Annotated in this window: 13 protein-coding genes; 6 read left to right on the plus strand and 7 right to left on the minus strand. The window is 72.6% G+C overall.

The features are described from left to right. Positions 1–90 precede the first annotated feature (90 nt). Entirely contained in the window at positions 91–393 is a 303-nt protein-coding gene (locus AC07FV_RS33485; protein WP_479091423.1) for a hypothetical protein, read from the minus strand. 111 nt (positions 394–504) lie between these two features. Here AC07FV_RS33485 and AC07FV_RS33490 point away from each other — a divergent pair, with 111 nt between their 5' ends. Both AC07FV_RS33490 and AC07FV_RS33495 read left to right on the plus strand, forming a co-directional pair. After that, on the plus strand, positions 505–837 hold the full coding sequence (locus AC07FV_RS33490; protein ID WP_479091425.1) for an SAV_915 family protein: 333 nt from the start codon (positions 505–507) through the stop codon (positions 835–837). Continuing rightward, positions 830–2,269, plus strand: coding sequence for a hypothetical protein (locus tag AC07FV_RS33495; protein ID WP_479091427.1), 1,440 nt, complete (start codon positions 830–832; stop codon positions 2,267–2,269). The genes AC07FV_RS33490 and AC07FV_RS33495 overlap by 8 nt, the downstream gene beginning before the upstream one ends. 698 nt (positions 2,270–2,967) lie before the next feature. On the opposite strand, the gene AC07FV_RS33500 is transcribed toward AC07FV_RS33495, so the two are convergent. The 3 genes from AC07FV_RS33500 to AC07FV_RS33510 all read right to left on the minus strand — a co-directional run bounded on the left by AC07FV_RS33500 (position 2,968) and on the right by AC07FV_RS33510 (position 10,613). After that, positions 2,968–7,449 (minus strand): FtsK/SpoIIIE domain-containing protein, encoded by a 4,482-nt coding sequence (locus AC07FV_RS33500; protein ID WP_479091429.1) that lies wholly within the window; start codon positions 7,447–7,449, stop codon positions 2,968–2,970. A 334-nt stretch (positions 7,450–7,783) separates the two neighbouring features. Further along, complete coding sequence (locus AC07FV_RS33505; RefSeq protein WP_479091430.1) at positions 7,784–9,670, minus strand: serine/threonine-protein kinase; 1,887 nt, start codon at positions 9,668–9,670, stop codon at positions 7,784–7,786. Positions 9,671–9,764: 94 nt separating this feature from the next. After that, positions 9,765–10,613 (minus strand): menaquinone biosynthetic enzyme MqnA/MqnD family protein, encoded by an 849-nt coding sequence (locus tag AC07FV_RS33510; protein ID WP_356609293.1) that lies wholly within the window; start codon positions 10,611–10,613, stop codon positions 9,765–9,767. A 291-nt stretch (positions 10,614–10,904) separates the two neighbouring features. Between AC07FV_RS33510 and AC07FV_RS33515 the strand changes: the two genes are divergently transcribed. Next, the gene (locus tag AC07FV_RS33515; protein ID WP_003974443.1) at positions 10,905–11,108 is read left to right on the plus strand and encodes a cold-shock protein; all 204 of its coding nucleotides are present in this window, start codon (positions 10,905–10,907) and stop codon (positions 11,106–11,108) included. Between the two features lie 89 nt (positions 11,109–11,197). On the opposite strand, the gene AC07FV_RS33520 is transcribed toward AC07FV_RS33515, so the two are convergent. Continuing rightward, entirely contained in the window at positions 11,198–11,764 is a 567-nt protein-coding gene (locus tag AC07FV_RS33520; RefSeq protein WP_479091432.1) for a helix-turn-helix domain-containing protein, read from the minus strand. 68 nt (positions 11,765–11,832) lie between these two features. Here AC07FV_RS33520 and AC07FV_RS33525 point away from each other — a divergent pair, with 68 nt between their 5' ends. From AC07FV_RS33525 to AC07FV_RS33535, 3 genes are all read left to right on the plus strand, one after another. Further along, entirely contained in the window at positions 11,833–12,546 is a 714-nt protein-coding gene (locus AC07FV_RS33525; protein WP_479091433.1) for an AzlC family ABC transporter permease, read from the plus strand. Positions 12,547–12,551: 5 nt separating this feature from the next. Continuing rightward, entirely contained in the window at positions 12,552–12,857 is a 306-nt protein-coding gene (locus AC07FV_RS33530) for an AzlD domain-containing protein (protein ID WP_479091540.1), read from the plus strand. A 367-nt stretch (positions 12,858–13,224) separates the two neighbouring features. After that, positions 13,225–13,818, plus strand: coding sequence for a class I SAM-dependent DNA methyltransferase (locus AC07FV_RS33535; protein ID WP_479091542.1), 594 nt, complete (start codon positions 13,225–13,227; stop codon positions 13,816–13,818). Between the two features lie 13 nt (positions 13,819–13,831). Here the strand turns inward: AC07FV_RS33535 and AC07FV_RS33540 are convergent, their stop codons facing one another. Both AC07FV_RS33540 and AC07FV_RS33545 read right to left on the minus strand, forming a co-directional pair. Continuing rightward, positions 13,832–15,763 (minus strand): AMP-dependent synthetase/ligase, encoded by a 1,932-nt coding sequence (locus AC07FV_RS33540; RefSeq protein WP_479091435.1) that lies wholly within the window; start codon positions 15,761–15,763, stop codon positions 13,832–13,834. 236 nt (positions 15,764–15,999) lie between these two features. After that, positions 16,000–17,286 (minus strand): acetyl-CoA C-acetyltransferase, encoded by a 1,287-nt coding sequence (locus AC07FV_RS33545; RefSeq protein WP_479091437.1) that lies wholly within the window; start codon positions 17,284–17,286, stop codon positions 16,000–16,002. Positions 17,287–17,371: the final 85 nt, after the last annotated feature.

Here is a 17,371-nt window from a genome sequence, read left to right on the forward strand (position 1 = left end):
TTCCTCGCATCGCCACAACCTGGCGGGTTGCCCCTCGTGGTCCCTTTGTTCTGCCCCCCCCCCCCCCCCCCCCCCCCCCCCCGACGGCGTTCACCGGGCCTGGTGGTACGAGCGCGCCTCGGCCGCCGACACCTTCTCGGGTTCACCGCGGATGGCCGCGTCGACGACGGGCAACAACTTCCCGACCTGCTCCGCGAGCTTACGGTGCCGGCCGTCCAACTCCCGGTGCCAGGCACGCGCGTTCTTCCCGACCCAGACCTTGTCCCCGCCGATCTCCTCGGTCGGGGTCTTGAGGGTCTTGCGAAGGCTTTCCACCTCCTTGGCCAGGTCATTGCGGAGATTTTCCAGGTCGGCTCTTTTCGGGTTGGACACTTTCGCTCCCTGCTCCGCCACAAGGACCTCCCTGCTGCTTTTCATATTTTCGACATCGACTGGTCAACACATTGCTGCCGCAGCAGCATCAGCGAATCCGGTCCGCCTCTCACCAGCACATAATCTGAGGCGATGACGTCCCGTGACACAACTCGGGCGAATCCCGAGTTCCTTGTGCTGCCCACACTGGCCGAGGTGGCGCGCAATCCCGACGGCACTCCCTTGGGCGACAGCGAGGTCGAGGCGGCCCTCCTGCCGACGACCGGCGACGACGGCACGCCCCACCTCACCGCTCTCGCCTTCACGTCGGTCCCGCTTCTGGTCGAGGCGATGGGTGAGCAGCAGTCGTGGGTGATCATCCCTACGGGTGAACTGGAGAACTGCCTCGCCGGGTCCGGGGTGCGGACCGTACTGGTCGATCCGCGACCGGCCGACGAGGGGGAGCAGGAGTCCGGCCGTGGTTGACCCCGACTTCAACGGAATCAATCCGGAGAACCTCCGTAGGACCATCGACGACCTCGCCCGCGGCAGCAAGGCGCTGCACGGCGCGAAATCCTCGTACGCGACCCGGTTCCAGCGCCTCGGGGTGGACACCACGCACCTCGGGGAGATCGGGAAGATCGCAGCGTGGGTGGACGACGAGCTGCCCATGCTGCGGCGCAGACAGGTGCTGGCAGCGGCCATGGAGACCGAACCGGGCGGCGTCAGACGCGACGCCATGGTGCACCTGCGTGAGCCCGTTCCGACCGTGGCGGAAGCGCGGGCGGGCGGGAAGAAGCTCGCCGACGAGATGAACGAGACGCTCGCCCCCGGAGCGGGCGAGTCGGGTGCCGCCTTCCATCGGATCGCTGCGGAGTTGGCGAAGCACAAGGGCGATCCGGACTTCGCGTCGGCCTTCTTCGCCAGAATGGACCCGAAGCTGCTCGAGGTTCTTCCGGTGACGGTTGCGGCCGCCGGCGCGTCGACCGCCGAGAACGACGTGAAGGTGTTCGGCTCGGCGTTCACCGCCGCGATCTACGCCCACTCCCCTGCGCCGGGGTTCGAGAAGGCGGCCGCTCTTTTCCACGGGGACTTGGGTGAGGACCAGCCGACTGCGGTGTTCAACCGGGCGCTGATGCAGGGGGATGACAAGACCCTCTGGGACATGGCCTGGATGCATACGAAGACGGCCGTGAAGAATCTGGGCGACCCTGCGGACACCTGGTCCGACACAGCCGGGTTGTTGGCGTCGGTCATCGGTATGCAGGCGAAGTACGCCGGGCACTTCTGGGAGCGTTCGCAGAGGTTCTCCGACGAAGCGAGTCGGCTGTACGAGCAGCGCCTCAACGCCATGAGCAAGGAGGACAAGAGGAAGTTCAAGAACGAGACCAAGCGCGCGGCCCGAGCGTCGAGGCAATCAGTACGTGAGGCGGAGAGGATCCTCGGCAAGTTCGGGATGGGACCGTTCTCACGCTTGATGGAGGCGTCCGTCGCGGACGGGGGAAGCTGGCTGGTGAGTAAGGTACCGGGCCTCTGCCCGCCCAGCTCGACCTCCCTCTTCGGTCGATCACTGCATGCGGGCGGAAAGCTGCCTTTGGTGGGGACGGTACTGACCATCGGGGCCATCGGCTGGGACGTCACTCACGACACAGAAGCGGACGTCGCCATCGCCGCGAATGTCGGAGGTATGGCGGCAGGGTCTGCCATGACTTGGGGGACGATGACCTTTGTTGCGGCAGTCGGCGGGCCAGTTGGCTGGGGCATCGCCGCAGGCGTAGTGCTCGGCTTTGGCGTCGGGTACGGAATTTCGTATGCCATCAAGCACCCGGTAGGCCAAAGGGCTGTGAATGCCGTTACGAGCCTTGCCAAAGATGTTACGAGTAGCGTCAAAGGTAAAGTGAGTGGATGGTTCACGTGAGGCAGGCACCCAGTGCATGAGAAGAAGACAAGACGCCGTCCAGATCAGTATGTTTTGCCGCCCCACGTGGCTGAGACTCAGCGGAAGGCAGCCAGGCGAGCTGCGTACAGACCAGCACCACAGCTTCCCCGGCGCCGTTTGATCGCTGCCCATATTGGCTTCTTGTTGCTGACCGCTGGAATGGTCACTCTATTCTGGCTGCCGCCGCACGTCTTGGTGCACGACTTGCGGTCTCACGGATCCATCGCGCACGCGAAGGTGACCGCAGTCGACAACAAGCCCAAGTACGTCAAAGTCAAGTTCGCCTCAGGCCCAAAACTCGGGATCACGGTAGACCTTAGCGATTACGCAGGGATGTACCCAGACCTTCATGAGGGAAACTCCGTGCTGGTCAACTATGACGCCGCAGATCCGTCCCGCATCCTCACCGCCAGCTGGGTCAGTGATCCTCCTATCAATTGGCCCCTATATGGCGCATCTGCCCTCACAGCCGTTTGCTTGGCAATGACCGTCACATTGGTCCTCCGTCGCCACTGGGTGCTGAAGAACTGGCCCCCCGACCCCCCAGCCAGCGCCGACGGATCCGAAGCAGCCCCCGTCTGTCCCGTCCCCCTGACCAAGCTCGAGCCCTAGACAAAAGACCCGGGCCCCCGCCTCCCAAGCAGGGGCCCGCAGTCGTGCCGTGTAGTGACGCGGCGTCAGTCGTTCAGTACTGCCTGGATCGGCATGAAGGAGCCTCCGGTCACGAAGAGGCCGCTGCCTGCTGGGCCGCCGCCGGCGTTCGCGGGGAGGCGGATGCCGAAGAGTTCGCCCTCGGAGGGGCTCTGGGGGGTGAGGAGCATGCCGTTGCGGGACTTGCGGGCCTCGACGGCGAAGCCCCGGTACTGGCCGGAGAGGCTGTCCGTGGAGCCGGCCGCGATGAGGCCGATGCCGCCGTCGGCGCCCTTGCGGACCACCGTTTCCAGGGCCTCGTCGAGACTCGTGTCGTAGAGCAGTTCCGCGTCGTCGACGACGACGGCGTAGGCGCCGCCGTTCGCCTTGGCCACCAGTTCGTCCAGGTCGGACTCGCGGCTGTCGGCGTTGAGGAGGCCGAGGACGCCGTCCCGTCCTTCCAGGTCGCGCAGCGGGGAGCGGCGGGGGGCGACCAGGACCACCGGCGTCCCGGCGCGCAGGAGGGACTCCGTCGCGGCCATCAGGGTCGTCGAGCGGCCGGACTTGGGCGGGCCGGCGATGACGAAGCCGGGGCCGCTCTCCTCCAGGTCGACGCCGATGGGGTGGAGTTCGTCGCCGCCCACGCCGATCAGCGCCCAGAGGGCGGACGGCGGCGTGAAGTCGGGGTCGAGGGCGAGGGCCTCGGTGGACGTGATGTGCGACGGGAGGGCGTCCACCCGCATGGGGCGGCGTGCCGCGGGGATCCGGCCGTGGCGGGCGGCGGTCTCCTCGGCGATCTCGCGCAGGGCGCGTACCTGGGCCTGGCCGGCCGGGTCCGGGGCGAGGAGGCCGATCTGGGTCTCGTCCACGCCGGTGTCGGTGATGCGCAGGGCTCGGCCGGGCGGCATGTTCTTGGGGACCTCGCGGGCCTGGAGTCCGGCCGTGGAGTAGTCGTTCGGGTCGGCGAAGCGCAGGATGAGCCGGTCGGCGAAGGCGGACGAGACGTGGCCGCTGAGGCCGGTGCGGTCGGCGGTCATGACGACCTTGAGGCCGACCGCGGAGCCCTCGCGGAAGATGCGCTGGGCCGCTTCCAGGAGGGAGCCGTAGTTGTACGCCTCGAAGGTCGAGGCGAAGCCCTCCCAGCCGTCGAGCAGCAGCACCATCCAGGGGAGGCGGTCCTCGGGATCGGCGGTCGCGCGCTGCTCGGCGGCGCTGGAGGCGCCTTCCATGGCGAGCAGTTGCTGACGTCGGGCGATCTCCGCGAGCAGTCGCTCGATGAGGCGGCGGACCCGGTCCGGTTCGTCGCGGGTGACCACGGCGCCGACGTGGGGGAGCCGCATCAGCGGCAGGAGCGCGTTGGAGCCGCAGTCGATGCCGTAGACGTGCACGTCGTGCGGGGAGGTGCCGCGTGCCAGGGAGCCCGCCAGGGAGCGCAGGGCCGTCGAGCGGCCCGAGCGGGCACCGCCCAGGATCATGGTGTGCTCGCCGTGCACCAGGTCGAGGGAGAGCGGCATGCGGGTCTGCCGCGCCGGCAGGTCGATCAGGCCGTACGGGATCGGCGCGACGTCCGTCGCCGGTTCCGGTCCGGCCGGGGAGGCGTACGCCGTCGCCTCGTCCACCGTGACCAGTTCGGAGAGCGGGTCGAGCCAGGGGCTGCGCTGCTCGCCGAAGCCCATCCGGCGCGCACCGTCGCACACGGCGTCCACGAGTACGGCCAGGTCGGTGACCATGGTGCCGTCGTCCTCGGCCTCGTCGCGCTTGGGCAGCGGGCGGCTGTAGGCGTGCCAGGGCAGGGTCAGCAGGGTCGCCTTGGGGCCGGTCCCGCCGATCGCGGGGCGGCGGCCGCCGATACGGGCGGACTGGACGCCGACCAGGGACTGGGCGCCGGAGCGGACGAACATGCGGCCGGGGGTGGACTTGGCGATGGCGCCCGAGTCGGGGGCCTCGATGACGTCGATGGACTCCGAGGCGTCCGTCACGCGCAGCGCGATGCGCAGGTTGGTGTTGGCGCGGATGTCCGCGCTGACGACGCCTGCGGGTCGCTGGGTCGCCAGGATCAGGTGCACGCCCAGGGAGCGGCCCCGGCGGGCGATGTCGACCAGGCCGGCCACGAAGTCGGGGAGTTCGGCGACCAGGGAGGCGAACTCGTCGATGACCAGCACGAGTCGGGGCATCGGCTCCAGTTCGGGACGGAGCTTGCGGGTGTCGTTGTAGTCCTCGATGTCCTTGGCCGCGGCGTCGAAGAGGATCCTTTCGCGGCGGTGCAGTTCGGCGGCGAGCGAGGCCAGCGCCCGTTCGGTCAGGTGGGCGTCGAGGTCGCTGACCATGCCGACGGTGTGCGGCAGCCGGGCGCAGTCCATGAAGGCACTGCCGCCCTTGTAGTCGATGAGGACGTAGTTCAGCGCGTCCGGGCGGTTCACGACGGCGAGCGAGGTGATGATCGTCTGCAGCAGCTCGGACTTGCCGGCACCGGTGGTGCCGGCGACCAGCGCGTGCGGGCCGTCCCGCCGGATGTCCAGGACGAAGGGGCCGTCCGCGGCGATGCCGACGGGCGCGGCGGTCGACGAACCGCCCGCCCGCCACACGCGCTCCACGTCGGTTCCGGACGGGTCGGGCATGCCCAGCAGGGTCAGCAGTCGCGCGGCGGTGGGCAGGGCGCCGCCGGCGTCGTCGCGGCTGACGTCCCGCACCGGCGCGAGGGAACGGGCGAGCAGCTCGCACCAGGCGGGCACGGCCTGGTCGGCCAGGACGTCCCCGGCGGACTCCAGCCCGTGGCCGCGTACGCGCACGTGGTGGGCCGCGTCCGGGGACCAGGCGACGACGGCCTTGCACTCCTCCGGCAGCAGCCGCTCGTCCTCGTCGACGCAGAGGGCGAGGATGCCGTACCGCGGGCCTTCGCTGAGGAGTTGTGGCACGCCGGGTACGCGGCGCAGCAGGCGGGCGCCGTCGAGGACGAGCAGGACGTTGGGGTCGGGGTAGAGCTGGCCGGTCGTGGAGTTCTGCTCGCGGGCGGCCTTGCGCCGGGCCAGTTCGTTGAGCAGCTCGTTGACGCGGCGGGTGACGGTCTCGGAGTCGAAGCCGACGAGGGCTACGCAGTCCTGGCCCTGGTCGGGGCTGGTGTGGGGCAGCCAGTGGACCCAGTGCCAGTCGGCGCCGGCGTGGGGGGTGGCGGTGAGGGACACCAGGGAGAGGTCGCGCGGGCTGTGCAGGACCGCGGCCTGCACGGCGAGCCAGCGGGCGGTGGCCAGTGCCCGTTCCCGGTCGCCGGCGACACCGACCACGCCGAGCTGGGCGAAGGGGAGGGTGACCGGGACGTCGGCGAGGACCGGTGGGTCCGGGGCGTCCTCCTCGTACATGGAGCCGCCGCGGCCGAGGACGAGTTCCACGTCCGAGGGCAGGTTGCCGACGCCGATCCGCAGCTGCATGGCGTCGGGGTCGGTCAGCCGGCGCTCCCACAGGCGGCGGCGCGGGCCGGTGGCGAAGAGCAGGACCTCGGCCGGGTCGGGGGCGTCTGCCCGGCGGGCGCGCTGCTCCTCCTTGGCGAGGGCGGCCAGTTCGACCTGGTGGGCCGCGAGGTCCTTCTTGTACTGCTTGACCGACGTCCGGTGCTTCTTCTTGCCCTCGCGGTTCTCGCTGATCCACTGCGCGGCCATCATCAGCGGGCTCATCAGGCAGAAGAGCAGCATGTAGATCTGCTTGGTGAGGAAGTACATGCCGATGCCGAAGGCCATGGGCATGATCGCCATGAGGAGCTGGAAGCGGGCCCGCTCCCCCTTGCTGGGCGCCACCGGCACCACGAGGCGGCGACGGGGCCGCAGCGGGGACAGCCGCGGCGGGCGGTTGTAGGCGAGGCCGCCCTCGCTCATCGCGGACAGGTGCGCGTCCGGCGCGGCGACGCGGGCCAGGACCAGGAGCGAGTCGCCGAGGCGTACGACGCCGTCCGGCGGCCAGGGCGTCCCGGGCGCCGTCACCGGTTCGTCGTCCAGCTGTACCTCGGCGCCGCCCTCGGGGCCGAGCGTGGCGTTGCCCTGCATGTCCATCGCGACGCGGAGCGCGATCGGCGGCAGGGCGGCTCCGGGCAGGACGAGCGTGCAGGTGGGCGCCGACCCGAGGGTGGTCACGCCGACTCCGAGCCGGACCACCCGCCCGGAAGCGGGTCCGCCGGCCACCCTCAGCTCGAACTGGCCGACGGGTTCTCCCTTGCGCAGCAGCGGGCCCATGGAGTCGTCCACGGTGACGCGCATGCCGTCCTGCAACACCCGGGCGACGGGCGCCGCCGGGTCGCAGAGCACGCCGTCGGCCCACAGGGCGGGTCCGCCGGTCCCGGCCGCCCCGTGGCCGGGGAACGAGGGCGGTGCCATGCCGGGCATGACCCTGACGTTCGACGGCATGCCCACCGGGGCTCCGCTTCGGCCGAGTTCCGTCGACAGCGCCTGGGCGACGTCGCCGGCCGTCGCGGTGTCGTCCGCCGTGACGACGACGTCGTGCGGCTCACCGCCCTCGCTGACGACCGTGACCAGCATCCGCATGGTGGTCTTCCTCCCCGTCGGCCTCGCGGCCGTGTTCGTTGCTCCGGCAACGGAGACTACTGTCCGTCTGCGACGGCGGACCCGGCCGCCCATGTCCCGGACGTCCGGCGGTGCGTACGGCCGCCCGGGGCCCCGGCGTCCGGCGGTGCCTGGGCCCGGGGGCCGTGCGGCGTCGCGGCGGGTTCGCCCGTGGGGGGCGGACCGTGACGGTTCGCCGGCCGCCCTGCCGCGGCGGCGGGCCCGGCGCTGACACAGTAGTGACCGCGGCGGCCGGGCGGGACGCAGGGGCCGGACGTCGCTTCGGCGAACCGTGCCCCGGGAGGCGACCCGTCGGTCACTCCGTCCTCGACAGCCGTGCCTTCGGGCGGCCCGAGGCCTCGCTGTCGGACTCGTACCGGAGGTCGTCGCCGACGGGGGTGAGGTGGACGGTGTGGAGGGCCGGGTTGCAGACGTCCCGGTTGGCTTCGGCTCCGACGGCGTCGGCGACGATCTGGGTCGCCGTCACCTTCCGGAGGGTCAGCAGGTCGTCGCAGGTGCCGCCGAAGATGTCGGTGTGGCGCAGGGTGCCCAGGGGTCGGCCCACCGTGGCCTCGCGGACGGTCAGGCGGAAGGTGCCGAGGGGCAGGTTGCCCTGGACGGCGACCGCCTGGCCCTCCCAGGTGCCGACGTAGCGCCCGGGGACGGTGCGGGGCGCGGACGGCGACTGGGTGGCGGTGTCCGAGCCGCCGGGCGGGGACTCGCCGCCCGAGCCGGGCAGGAGGTCGAACACGAACACCGAGCCGACCGTCACCGCCGCCATCGCCCCCGCCACCGCGAGGGCCACCGTGCAGCTGAGCCTGCGGCCCTTGCGGCCACCGGTGTCCCGGGTGGAGGTGGCCGCGACGGACAGCGAGAGTCTGCCGGGTGTCGGGGTGGCGTGCCCGGTTCCGCCCGTGCCGCCGCCCGCGTCCCTCGGGTGAGGGACCACCGTCGGCGTGGGCATCACCGGCGCCGGCCCGAAGGCGCCGGACACCCGGGGCGCCCCGCCTGCCGCAGCTCCGCCCGCCTCCGCCTCACCCGCCTCGGTCCCACCCGCCTCGGTCCCGCCCACCTCGGCCCTTCCGGACCCGGTCCCGCCCGCCTCGGCCCTTCCGGACCCGGTCCCGCCCGCCTCGGCCCTTCCGGACCCGGTCCCGCCCGCCTCGGCCCTTCCGGACCCGGTCCCACCCGCCTCCGCCCTTCCGGACCCGGTCCCACCCGCCTCCGCCCTTCCGGACCCGGTCCTGCTCGCCTCCGCCCCGCCCACGGACGGCCGGCTGAACCCCACCGGCCCCGACGCGGACTCCGCCGCCTCCAGGTTCAGCAGGTGCACGGCGCTGCGGCTGACGCGCTCCACCAGCGGGCCGGGCAGCCAGCCGCCGGTCACCAGGTGCGCCGCGCCCTCGGGGGCCAGTCGCCGGGCCACCTCGCCCGGGGCCGGGCGGGCGGCCGGGTCCTTGGCCAGGCAGGCCGCCACCAGGTCCCGCAGCTCACCGTCCAGGGCGCCGAGCCGGGGTTCCTCGTGGACGACCTTGTAGAGCAGTGCGGCGGAGGAGTCGCCGGGGAAGGGCGGCTCGCCCGTCGCCGCGTAGGCCAGCACCGCGCCCAGCGAGAAGACGTCCGCCGCCCCGGTGACGCCCTTGCCGAGGATCTGCTCGGGCGCCATGTACCCGGGGGACCCGACCGAGACGCCCGTCGAGGTGAGGGAGGCGGTGCCTCCCGTGGCGCGGGCGATGCCGAAGTCGATCAGGAGGGGGCCGTCGAGGGTGAGCAGGACGTTGGACGGCTTCACGTCGCGGTGGACGAGGTCCAGCTCGTGCACCGCGGCCAGCGCCTCGCCGAGGCCCGCGCCGAGCGCCCGCACGGAGTGGGAGGGGAGCGGGCCGCCGTCCGCGACGGCCGCCGTGAGGGACGGCCCGGCCGCGTAGGCGGTGGCGACCCACGGCACCCGCGCCTCGGGGTCGGCGTCCAGTACGGGCGCGGTCCAGGCGCCGCCCACCCGGCGCGCGGCGTCCACCTCGCGCCGGAACCGGGCCCGGAACTCCTCGTCGAGCGCGAAGTGCGGGTGCACGATCTTCACGGCGACCGTGCGGCCGCCGGAGCTGCGTCCCAGGTAGACCCGGCCCATGCCGCCGGAGCCCAGTCGGCCCAGCAGCCGGTAGGGCCCCACGACCGTGGGTTCGTCGACTTCGAGCGGTCGCATGGCGTCCACCCCTCCCCCGTGTCCCCCGAACGCCGGTACCTGGAAGCAGGGTAGTGCGCAGCCCGCCCGGGGGCCCGGGGCCGCGGACGGCCCGTCAGGGCTGGAGCAGCTCCACCTTCACGTCCGCCGGGAAACCGGTGGTCGGGCCGACCCGGCGGGCGAACTCGGTGACCGCTTCCAGCTGCGGGGCGCCGAAGCGGAAGTCGAGGGTGGTGAAGTACCGCGCGAGGGTCTCCTCGTCGAAGGCCTCCCAGCGGGCCGCCTGCTCGGCCACCTTGCCGACCTCCTCCAGGGAGAGGTTGCGGGAGGCGAGGAAGGCCTCGTGCACCTGGCGGGTGAGCAGGGGCTCGCGCTCGGCGTAGTCCTTGCGCGCCGCCCACACCGCGAAGACGAACGGCAGGCCCGTCCACTCCTTCCACAGCGCGCCCAGGTCGTGCACGGCGAGGCCGTAGCGCGGGCCGTCGATCATGTTGGCGCGCAGGGCCGCGTCGCCGATGAGGACGGCCGCGTCGGCCTCCTGCATCATCAGGCTCAGGTCCGGCGGGCAGGTGTAGTAGTCGGGCTGGACCCCGAAACGCTCGGCGAGAAGCAGCTGGGCGAGGCGGACCGAGGTGCGGGAGGTCGAGCCGAGGGCGACGCGGGCGCCGTCCAGCCGGTCCAGCGGCACCTGGGAGACGATCACGCAGGACATGACCGGGCCGTCGCAGCCGACGGCGATGTCGGGGAAGGCGACCAGGTCGTCCGCGTTCTTGAGGAACTCGACCAGGGTGACGGGGCCGATGTCGAGACCGCCCTGCACCAGCTGCTCGCTGAGCTTCTCCGGGGTGTCCTTCGTGAGCTCGAAGTCGAGGAGCGTGCCTGTTCTCGCGAGCCCCCAGTACAGGGGCAGGCAGTTCAGGAACTGGATGTGGCCGACGCGCGGCCGGGTGCGAGAATTGTCCACATCGCGAGGCTAGCCCTCCCCCGGATTCCGTCCGCCGCCGACCCCCGGCGTCAGCCGAACGGCGGAGGCGTTCAAACGTCCGGGTGAAGTGATCTTGGCCTCTGTTGCGCTCGGGGGCCTGCGTGCTAGGCTCACAGCAAGTTGCAGTTTGGTTTCCCTTGCAGTACAGAGCCTGCGGAGCATGTGACCGCGGGCTCTCGTCGTTCTCAGACGTATGCAGTTGTGCAGCATTCCAGTCTTCACACTTGCTGGTTCTGGAGCAGGGCAACCCTTTGGGCCCAAGGAGGGCTTATGGCTACCGGAACCGTGAAGTGGTTCAACGCCGAAAAGGGCTTTGGTTTCATCGCCCAGGAAGGCGGCGGCCCGGACGTCTTCGTCCACTACTCCGCGATCAATGCTCAGGGATTCCGTTCCCTCGAGGAGAACCAGCAGGTGTCCTTCGACGTCACGCAGGGTCCGAAGGGCCCGCAGGCGGAGAACGTCACTCCTGTCTGATTGACAGCAGTACCCAAGGAGCCCCGCGCCGTCAGGCGACGGGGCTCCTGCCTTTGCGCCGGAGCCCTCGCCTCCCCGCCTCCCCCTCGTCACACGTGCTGCATGACCAGGACGAACGCCGTCCCCGGCGTCAGCGCCTCGTAGGTGTGGGGCAGGTCCCCGCGGTAGGTCAGGTAGTCGCCGGGTCCCAGTTCCACGCTCTCCCCGCGCGGTCCGGCCAGGAGCCGCCCGCTGCCGACGACCAGGTGCTCGACCGTGCCCGGCAGGTGCGGTTCGGACTCCCGGGCCGCCCCCGGCTCCGCCCGCAGGTGGTAGAGGTCCCGGCGCGCTCCGGGCGGGCTGGAGGAGAGCAGGGTGGCCGTGTAGTCGGCGCGTTCGGAACCCACCTGGGGCCCCTCCCCCGCCCTGATCACCCGCACCGCGGCGGCCGGCGGCTCCACCAGGGTGCTGAACGGCACGCCGAGGGCCACGGCCAGCGCCCAGAGCGTCTCCACGCTCGGGTTGCCGCTCGCGCCCTCCAGCTGCGACAGCGTGGACTTGGCGACCCCGGCCCGTTTGGCCAGCTCGGACAGGGACAGTCCGGCCCGGGTCCGTTCGCGCCGCAGGGAGGCGGCGATCCAGTCGAGGGGCGGGCGGGTGGAGGCCGGCTCGGGCATGGTGTTCGCTCCATCGGTACGTTCGTTCAGCTTGACGAACAAGGATCAGTCTGTCCATTGTAGGAAACATGCGTTCGGTACAGCGAACAGACCCGTCTCCTCCGTCCGGGCGGCCCCGGGACCCCGAGCTGCTCAAGGACGTGGCCCTCGTCAGCGCCGCCGGCGGTGTCGTCGGCGTCTCGTTCGGCGCGATCGCCGTGGCCGGCGGGCTGCCGGTGTGGGTGCCGGTGGTGATGTCGCTGCTCGTGTACGCGGGCTCCGCCCAGTTCAGCGCGGTCGGTGTGCTGCTGGCGGGCGGCGGCCCGGTGGCCGCGGCCGCCACCGGCCTGCTGCTGAACACCCGTACGGCGGCCTTCAGCCTGGCGATCGCGGAGTCCATCGGTACGGGACGGGTGGCGCGGCTGGTCGGAGCCCATCTGGTCACCGACGAGACGGTCGCGTTCGCCCTGGCCCAGCGGGACCCGGAGCGGCGGCGGGCGGCCTTCTGGCTGTCGGGTGTGGCGCTGTTCGCGGTGTGGAACCTCGGCGTGCTGCTCGGGGCGCTGGCCGGCACCGCGCTCGGCGACACGGCGACGTACGGGCTGGACGCCGCCTTCCCCGCCGTGCTGGTCGCCCTGGTCCTCCCCGCGCTGCGGGAGGACGCCGGTCTGCGCCGGGCGGCGCTGCCCGGAGCCGCGGTGGCCCTGGCGCTGACCCCGGCCGTCCCGGCGGGGGTGCCGGTGCTGCTGGCGCTGACCGGCCTGTTCCTCCACCGCGCACCCGTCCGGAAGGAGGCCGCGTGAGTGCCATGGTCGCCGTGATCCTGGCGCTGGCGGTCGGGACGTACGCCTTCCGTCTGGTCGGTCCGGCGCTGCACGGCCGGGTGACGGTGCCGGAACGGGCGCGGGAGCTGCTGTCCGCCGGTGCCGTGGTGCTGCTGGTGGCGTTGCTGGCGACGGGGGCGCTCACCGAGGCGGGCGGCTTCGCGGGCTGGGCGCGGCCGCTGGGGGTGCTGGCGGGGGGCGTACTGGCCTGGCGGCGGGCGCCGTTCGCGGTGGTGGTGCTGGGGGCGGCGGCGGTGACGGCGGCGCTGCGGGCGGCGGGGCTGGAATGAGGCCCCGCTCGCTCATGGCTGCACTGCGGGCGGCAGGCTGGAACGAGGCCCTCTGTCGGTGGGCGCCGTTAGGGTCCGCGCCATGACCGACGACGCCGCCACGACCGACCAGGCCACCGGGACCACCGACACCACCGCGACTGCCACGACCGCCGCGACCGCCGACACCATCGGGACCACCGCGACCGCCACGACCGCCACGACCGCCGACACCACCGGGACCACCGGGACCACCGGGACCACCGACACCACCGCGACCGCCGCGACCGCCGCGACCGCCGACACCACCGGGGCCACCGGGGCCACCGGGGCCACCGGGGCCACCGACACCGCCTTCGTCACCACCACCCGCGACTTCTACGACACCATCGCCGAGGACTACGCGGACCGCTTCCGCCACCTCGGCGCCGGCACCCCCCTGGACCGTGCGCTGATGGGCGCGTTCGCCGAGATGGTCGGGCCGGACGGGGAGGTGGCCGACCTCGGCTGCGGGCCCGGCCGGGTCACCGCGCACCTGGCCTCGCTGGGCCTGCGGGTCTTCGGCGTCGACCTCTCCGCGTCGATGCTCGCCATCGCCCGGCGCGAGAACCCGGGCCTGCGCTTCGAGCAGGGTTCGATGCTGGAGCTGGACCTGCCGGACGGCGCCCTCGCGGGGGCCGTCTCCTGGTACTCGTCGATCCACACGCCGTGGGAGCGGCTGCCGGACCTCTTCGCCGGCATCCGGCGCGTGCTGGCGCCGGGCGGGCATCTGCTCCTCGCCTTCCAGGTCGGCGACGCGCCGAGCCGGGTCGACCGGCCCTTCGGCCACCCGGTCTCCCTGGACTACGAGCGGCGGCGGCCGGAACCGGTGGCCCGGCTGCTGGAGGCGGCCGGGTTCACCGTGCTGTCGCAGACGGTGCGCGTGCAGGAGGAGGACAGCTCCGCCAAGGTCCCGCAAGCCTGCCTGATCGCCCGCCGCTGAGCGCCGGGCGGGGTCAGGAGCCGTCGTACAGTCCCTCCACCGCACCCGCGAAGTCCCGCATGATCGCCTCGCGCCGCAGCTTCATCGAGGGGGTCAGATGGCCCTCCCACTCGGTGAAGTCCCGGGGCAGGACGGCGAAGCGGCGGATGGACTCGGGGCGGGAGACCAGCTTGTTGGCCTCGTCGACCGCGCGCTGGAGCACCGCCAGGACCTCCTCGTCGTCGGTCAGCAGCTCGGGCGGCACCGGGTGCTTGCCGTTCATGCGGCGCCAGTGGGTGAGGCCGTCGGGGTCGAGGGTGAACAGGGCGGAGACGTAGGGGCGCCGGTCGCCGAGGACGATGCACTGGGAGATGAGGGGGTGCGAGCGCAGCCAGTTCTCCAGGGGGGCCGGGGCCACGCTCTTGCCGCCCGCGGTGATCAGCAGCTCCTTCTTGCGGCCGGTGATCGTCAGGTAGCCCTCGTCGTCCAGGCTGCCGATGTCGCCGGTGGCGAACCAGCCGTCGGGGGCGGCCGGGACGACGCCGCCCGCCTGCGGGTCCCAGTAGCCGGGCAGGACCTGGTCGCCGGCGACGAGGATCTCGCCGTCGGCGGCGATGCGGACGCGGGTGCCGGGCAGCGGCCAGCCGACCGTGCCGAGGCGCGGCTTCAGCGGGGGCGTGACCGTCGCCGCGGCCGTCGTCTCGGTGAGGCCGTAGCCCTCGAAGATCTCGATGCCGGCACCGGCGTAGAAGGCGGCCAGGCGGCGGCCGAGCGGGGAGCCGCCGCAGATGGCGTAGCGGACCCGGCCGCCCATGGCGTTGCGGATCTTGCGGAAGACCAGGGGGTCGTAGAAGGAGCGGGCGGTCTTCAGACCGCGGCCCGGGCCGCCGCCCCCGCCCGTCTGGCGGGCCTCCATGGCCTCGCCGTAGCGCACCGCCACCGAGACGGCGCGGTCGAAGGCCGAGGACCGGCCGCCCGACTCGGCCTTGGCGCGGGCGCTGTTGAAGACCTTCTCCAGCATGTACGGGATGGTCAGCAGGCAGGTCGGCCGGAAGGCCGCCAGGTCCGGGAGCAGGTCCTCCGGTCTGAGGCTGGGCGCGTGGCCGAGGCGGACCCGGGCGCGGACGCAGGCCACGGCGACCATGCGGCCGAAGACGTGGGACATCGGCAGGAAGAGCAGGATCGACGGCTCCTCGCCCGTCTGCGCCTTGAAGACCGGGTAGAGCAGCTCGATGGCGTTGTCGACCTCGGCGAAGAAGTTCCCGTGGGTCAGCGCGCAGCCCTTGGGGCGGCCGGTGGTGCCCGAGGTGTAGATCAGGGTGGCGAGGGTGCTCGGGCTCAGCATGCCCCGGCGGACCTCCACCTCCGCGTCGGGCACCTGCGCGCCCAGCTCCGCCAGCCGCTCCACGTGCCCCTTCTCCATGACCCACAGGTGCTTCAGGTCCGGGACGCGGTCCAGTTCCGGACCCATGGCCGCGGCCTGCGCGGTGGTCTCGGTGACCAAGGTGACGGCGCCGGAGTCCTGGAGTATCCAGCGGGTCTGGAAGAGGGAGGAGGTCGGGTAGACGGGGACGGTGACCAGGCCCGCCGCCCAGGCGGCGAAGTCCAGCAGCGTCCACTCGTACGTCGTCCGCGCCATGATCGCGATGCGGTCGCCCGGCATGAGGCCCTCGGAGATCATGCCCTTGGCGACGGCCAGCACCTGCCCGGCGAACTCGGCCGCCGTCACGTCGGACCACTCCCCCTGCGCCGACCTGCGGCTGAGGACCACCTGGTGGGGGGCCGCGGCCGCGTTGTCGAAGGGCAGGTCCGCGAGGGAGCCGTGCCGCACCGGCGGGGCGAACGGCGGTACGTACGCCTCCCGTACGGCCCCGTCCAGCCGCCGCGTCTCGGGCTCCACCAGGGTGGGGCCGGGTGAGTCGGCGTAGGCGGCGGACGCGGCGAAGGAGGGAAGCGAGGTGGACACGGGCGGCTCCTGTGACGTGCAGCGGCGACACCGCGTCGCGCGCACTGCGCGGCCGGCAGTGCTCTGCTGCGTGAGGTACGCGCCTCGCGCGCCGAGGCGTTCACCGGCGCCCCCGGAACCCGGGGTTACCGGCGGTCAGTCCGGGGATCGTACGGGGCCCCCGTGGAAAGTTGGTGCGGGTTCGGGGATGGTCCCGCGCCGGAGGTGTGCAGTGTCGGGGGTTACCTGCCAGTAAGTCACGTTCGTTCGAGTACGGCCGTCACACCCTGGCCACCGGCCGCGCAGACGGAGATCAGCCCGCGTCCGGGCCCCTCCCGCTCGGCGAGCAGCGCGGCCAGCGTGGCCACGACGCGGGCCCCCGTCGCCGCGAAGGGGTGGCCGGTCGCCAGCGAGGAACCGGCCACGTTCAGACGGGCCCGGTCCACCGGGGCCAGACCCCGCTTCTCCCAGGCCGCCAGCGTGGCCAGCACCTGGGACGCGAACGCCTCGTGGATCTCGACCAGGTCGAAGTCCTCGATGCCCAGCCCGGCCCGCTCCAGCATCCGCGGGACCGCGTACGCCGGCGCCATCAGCAGGCCGTCCTCACCGCCCGCGACATCGCCGCCGACGAAGTCCACGGCCGCCGTCTCGTACGCCGTCAGGTACGCCAGCGGCTCCAGCCCGCGGGCCCGCGCCCACTCCTCGCTCGCCAGCAGGACCGTCGCCGCGCCGTCCGTCAGGGGCGTGGAGTTGCCCGCCGTCATCGTGGGGCGGTCCCCGGAGAGGCCGAACACCGGCTTCAGCGCGGCGAGTTTCTCCGCGGTGGAGCCGGGGCGCAGGTTCTGGTCGCGGGCCAGGCCGCGGAAGGGGACCACCAGGTCCTGGAAGAAGCCGCGTTCGTAGGCCGCCGCCAGCCGCTGGTGGCTCGCCGCCGCCAGTTCGTCCTGCGCCTCGCGGGTGACGCCCCAGGCCCGGGCGGTCACCGCGGCGTGCTCGCCCATCGACAGGCCGGTGCGCGGCTCCGCGTTGCGCGGGATGTCCGGGACCAGGTGGCCCGGGCGGATGCTCGCCAGCGCCTTCGCCCGGCCGCCGAGCGACTTCGCCCGGCGCGCCTCCAACAGGATGCGGCGCAGGCGGTCGTTGACGCCGAGCGGCGCGTCGCTGGCCGTGTCGGCGCCGCCCGCGACCGCCGACTCGATCTGGCCGAGGGCGATCTTGTTGGCGGCGGCGATCACGGCCTGGAGCCCCGTGCCGCAGGCCTGCTGGATGTCGTAGGCCGGGGTGCGCGGGTCAAGGGCCGAGCCGAGGACCGTCTCGCGGGCCAGGTTGAAGTCGCGGCTGTGCTTGAGGACCGCGCCCGCGACGAACTCGCCGACCGCGCCGGGGCCTTGGAGGTCGTACCGCTCGACCAGGCCGTCCAGGGCCGCGGTGAGCATCTCCTGGTTGGAGGCGGTGGCGTAGGGGCCGTCGGAGCGGGCGAAGGGGACGCGTGTGCCGCCGACGATCGCGACGCGGCGCGTCCGGGGCGGTTCCAGGGGGCTCATCTCGACCTGCTCCTCACCCGTGACATAGGCTTACCTCCGGTAACCTTACTCCAGAGTAAGCAAAGTCGGCACACGCCGCACAGCC

This window comes from Streptomyces sp. NPDC045956 (assembly GCF_056430705.1).

Bases quoted from the DNA above. Each gene is read 5' to 3' on its own strand.
- AC07FV_RS33515 (WP_003974443.1), top strand. From the start codon at position 10,905: ATGGCTACCGGAACCGTGAAGTGGTTCAACGCCGAAAAGGGCTTTGGT.
- AC07FV_RS33530 (WP_479091540.1), top strand. From the start codon at position 12,552: ATGGTCGCCGTGATCCTGGCGCTGGCGGTCGGGACGTACGCCTTCCGT.
- AC07FV_RS33545 (WP_479091437.1), bottom strand. From the start codon at position 17,286: ATGAGCCCCCTGGAACCGCCCCGGACGCGCCGCGTCGCGATCGTCGGC.
- AC07FV_RS33505 (WP_479091430.1), bottom strand. From the start codon at position 9,670: ATGCGACCGCTCGAAGTCGACGAACCCACGGTCGTGGGGCCCTACCGG.
- AC07FV_RS33525 (WP_479091433.1), top strand. From the start codon at position 11,833: ATGCGTTCGGTACAGCGAACAGACCCGTCTCCTCCGTCCGGGCGGCCC.
- AC07FV_RS33520 (WP_479091432.1), bottom strand. From the start codon at position 11,764: ATGCCCGAGCCGGCCTCCACCCGCCCGCCCCTCGACTGGATCGCCGCC.
- AC07FV_RS33500 (WP_479091429.1), bottom strand. From the start codon at position 7,449: ATGCGGATGCTGGTCACGGTCGTCAGCGAGGGCGGTGAGCCGCACGAC.
- AC07FV_RS33490 (WP_479091425.1), top strand. From the start codon at position 505: ATGACGTCCCGTGACACAACTCGGGCGAATCCCGAGTTCCTTGTGCTG.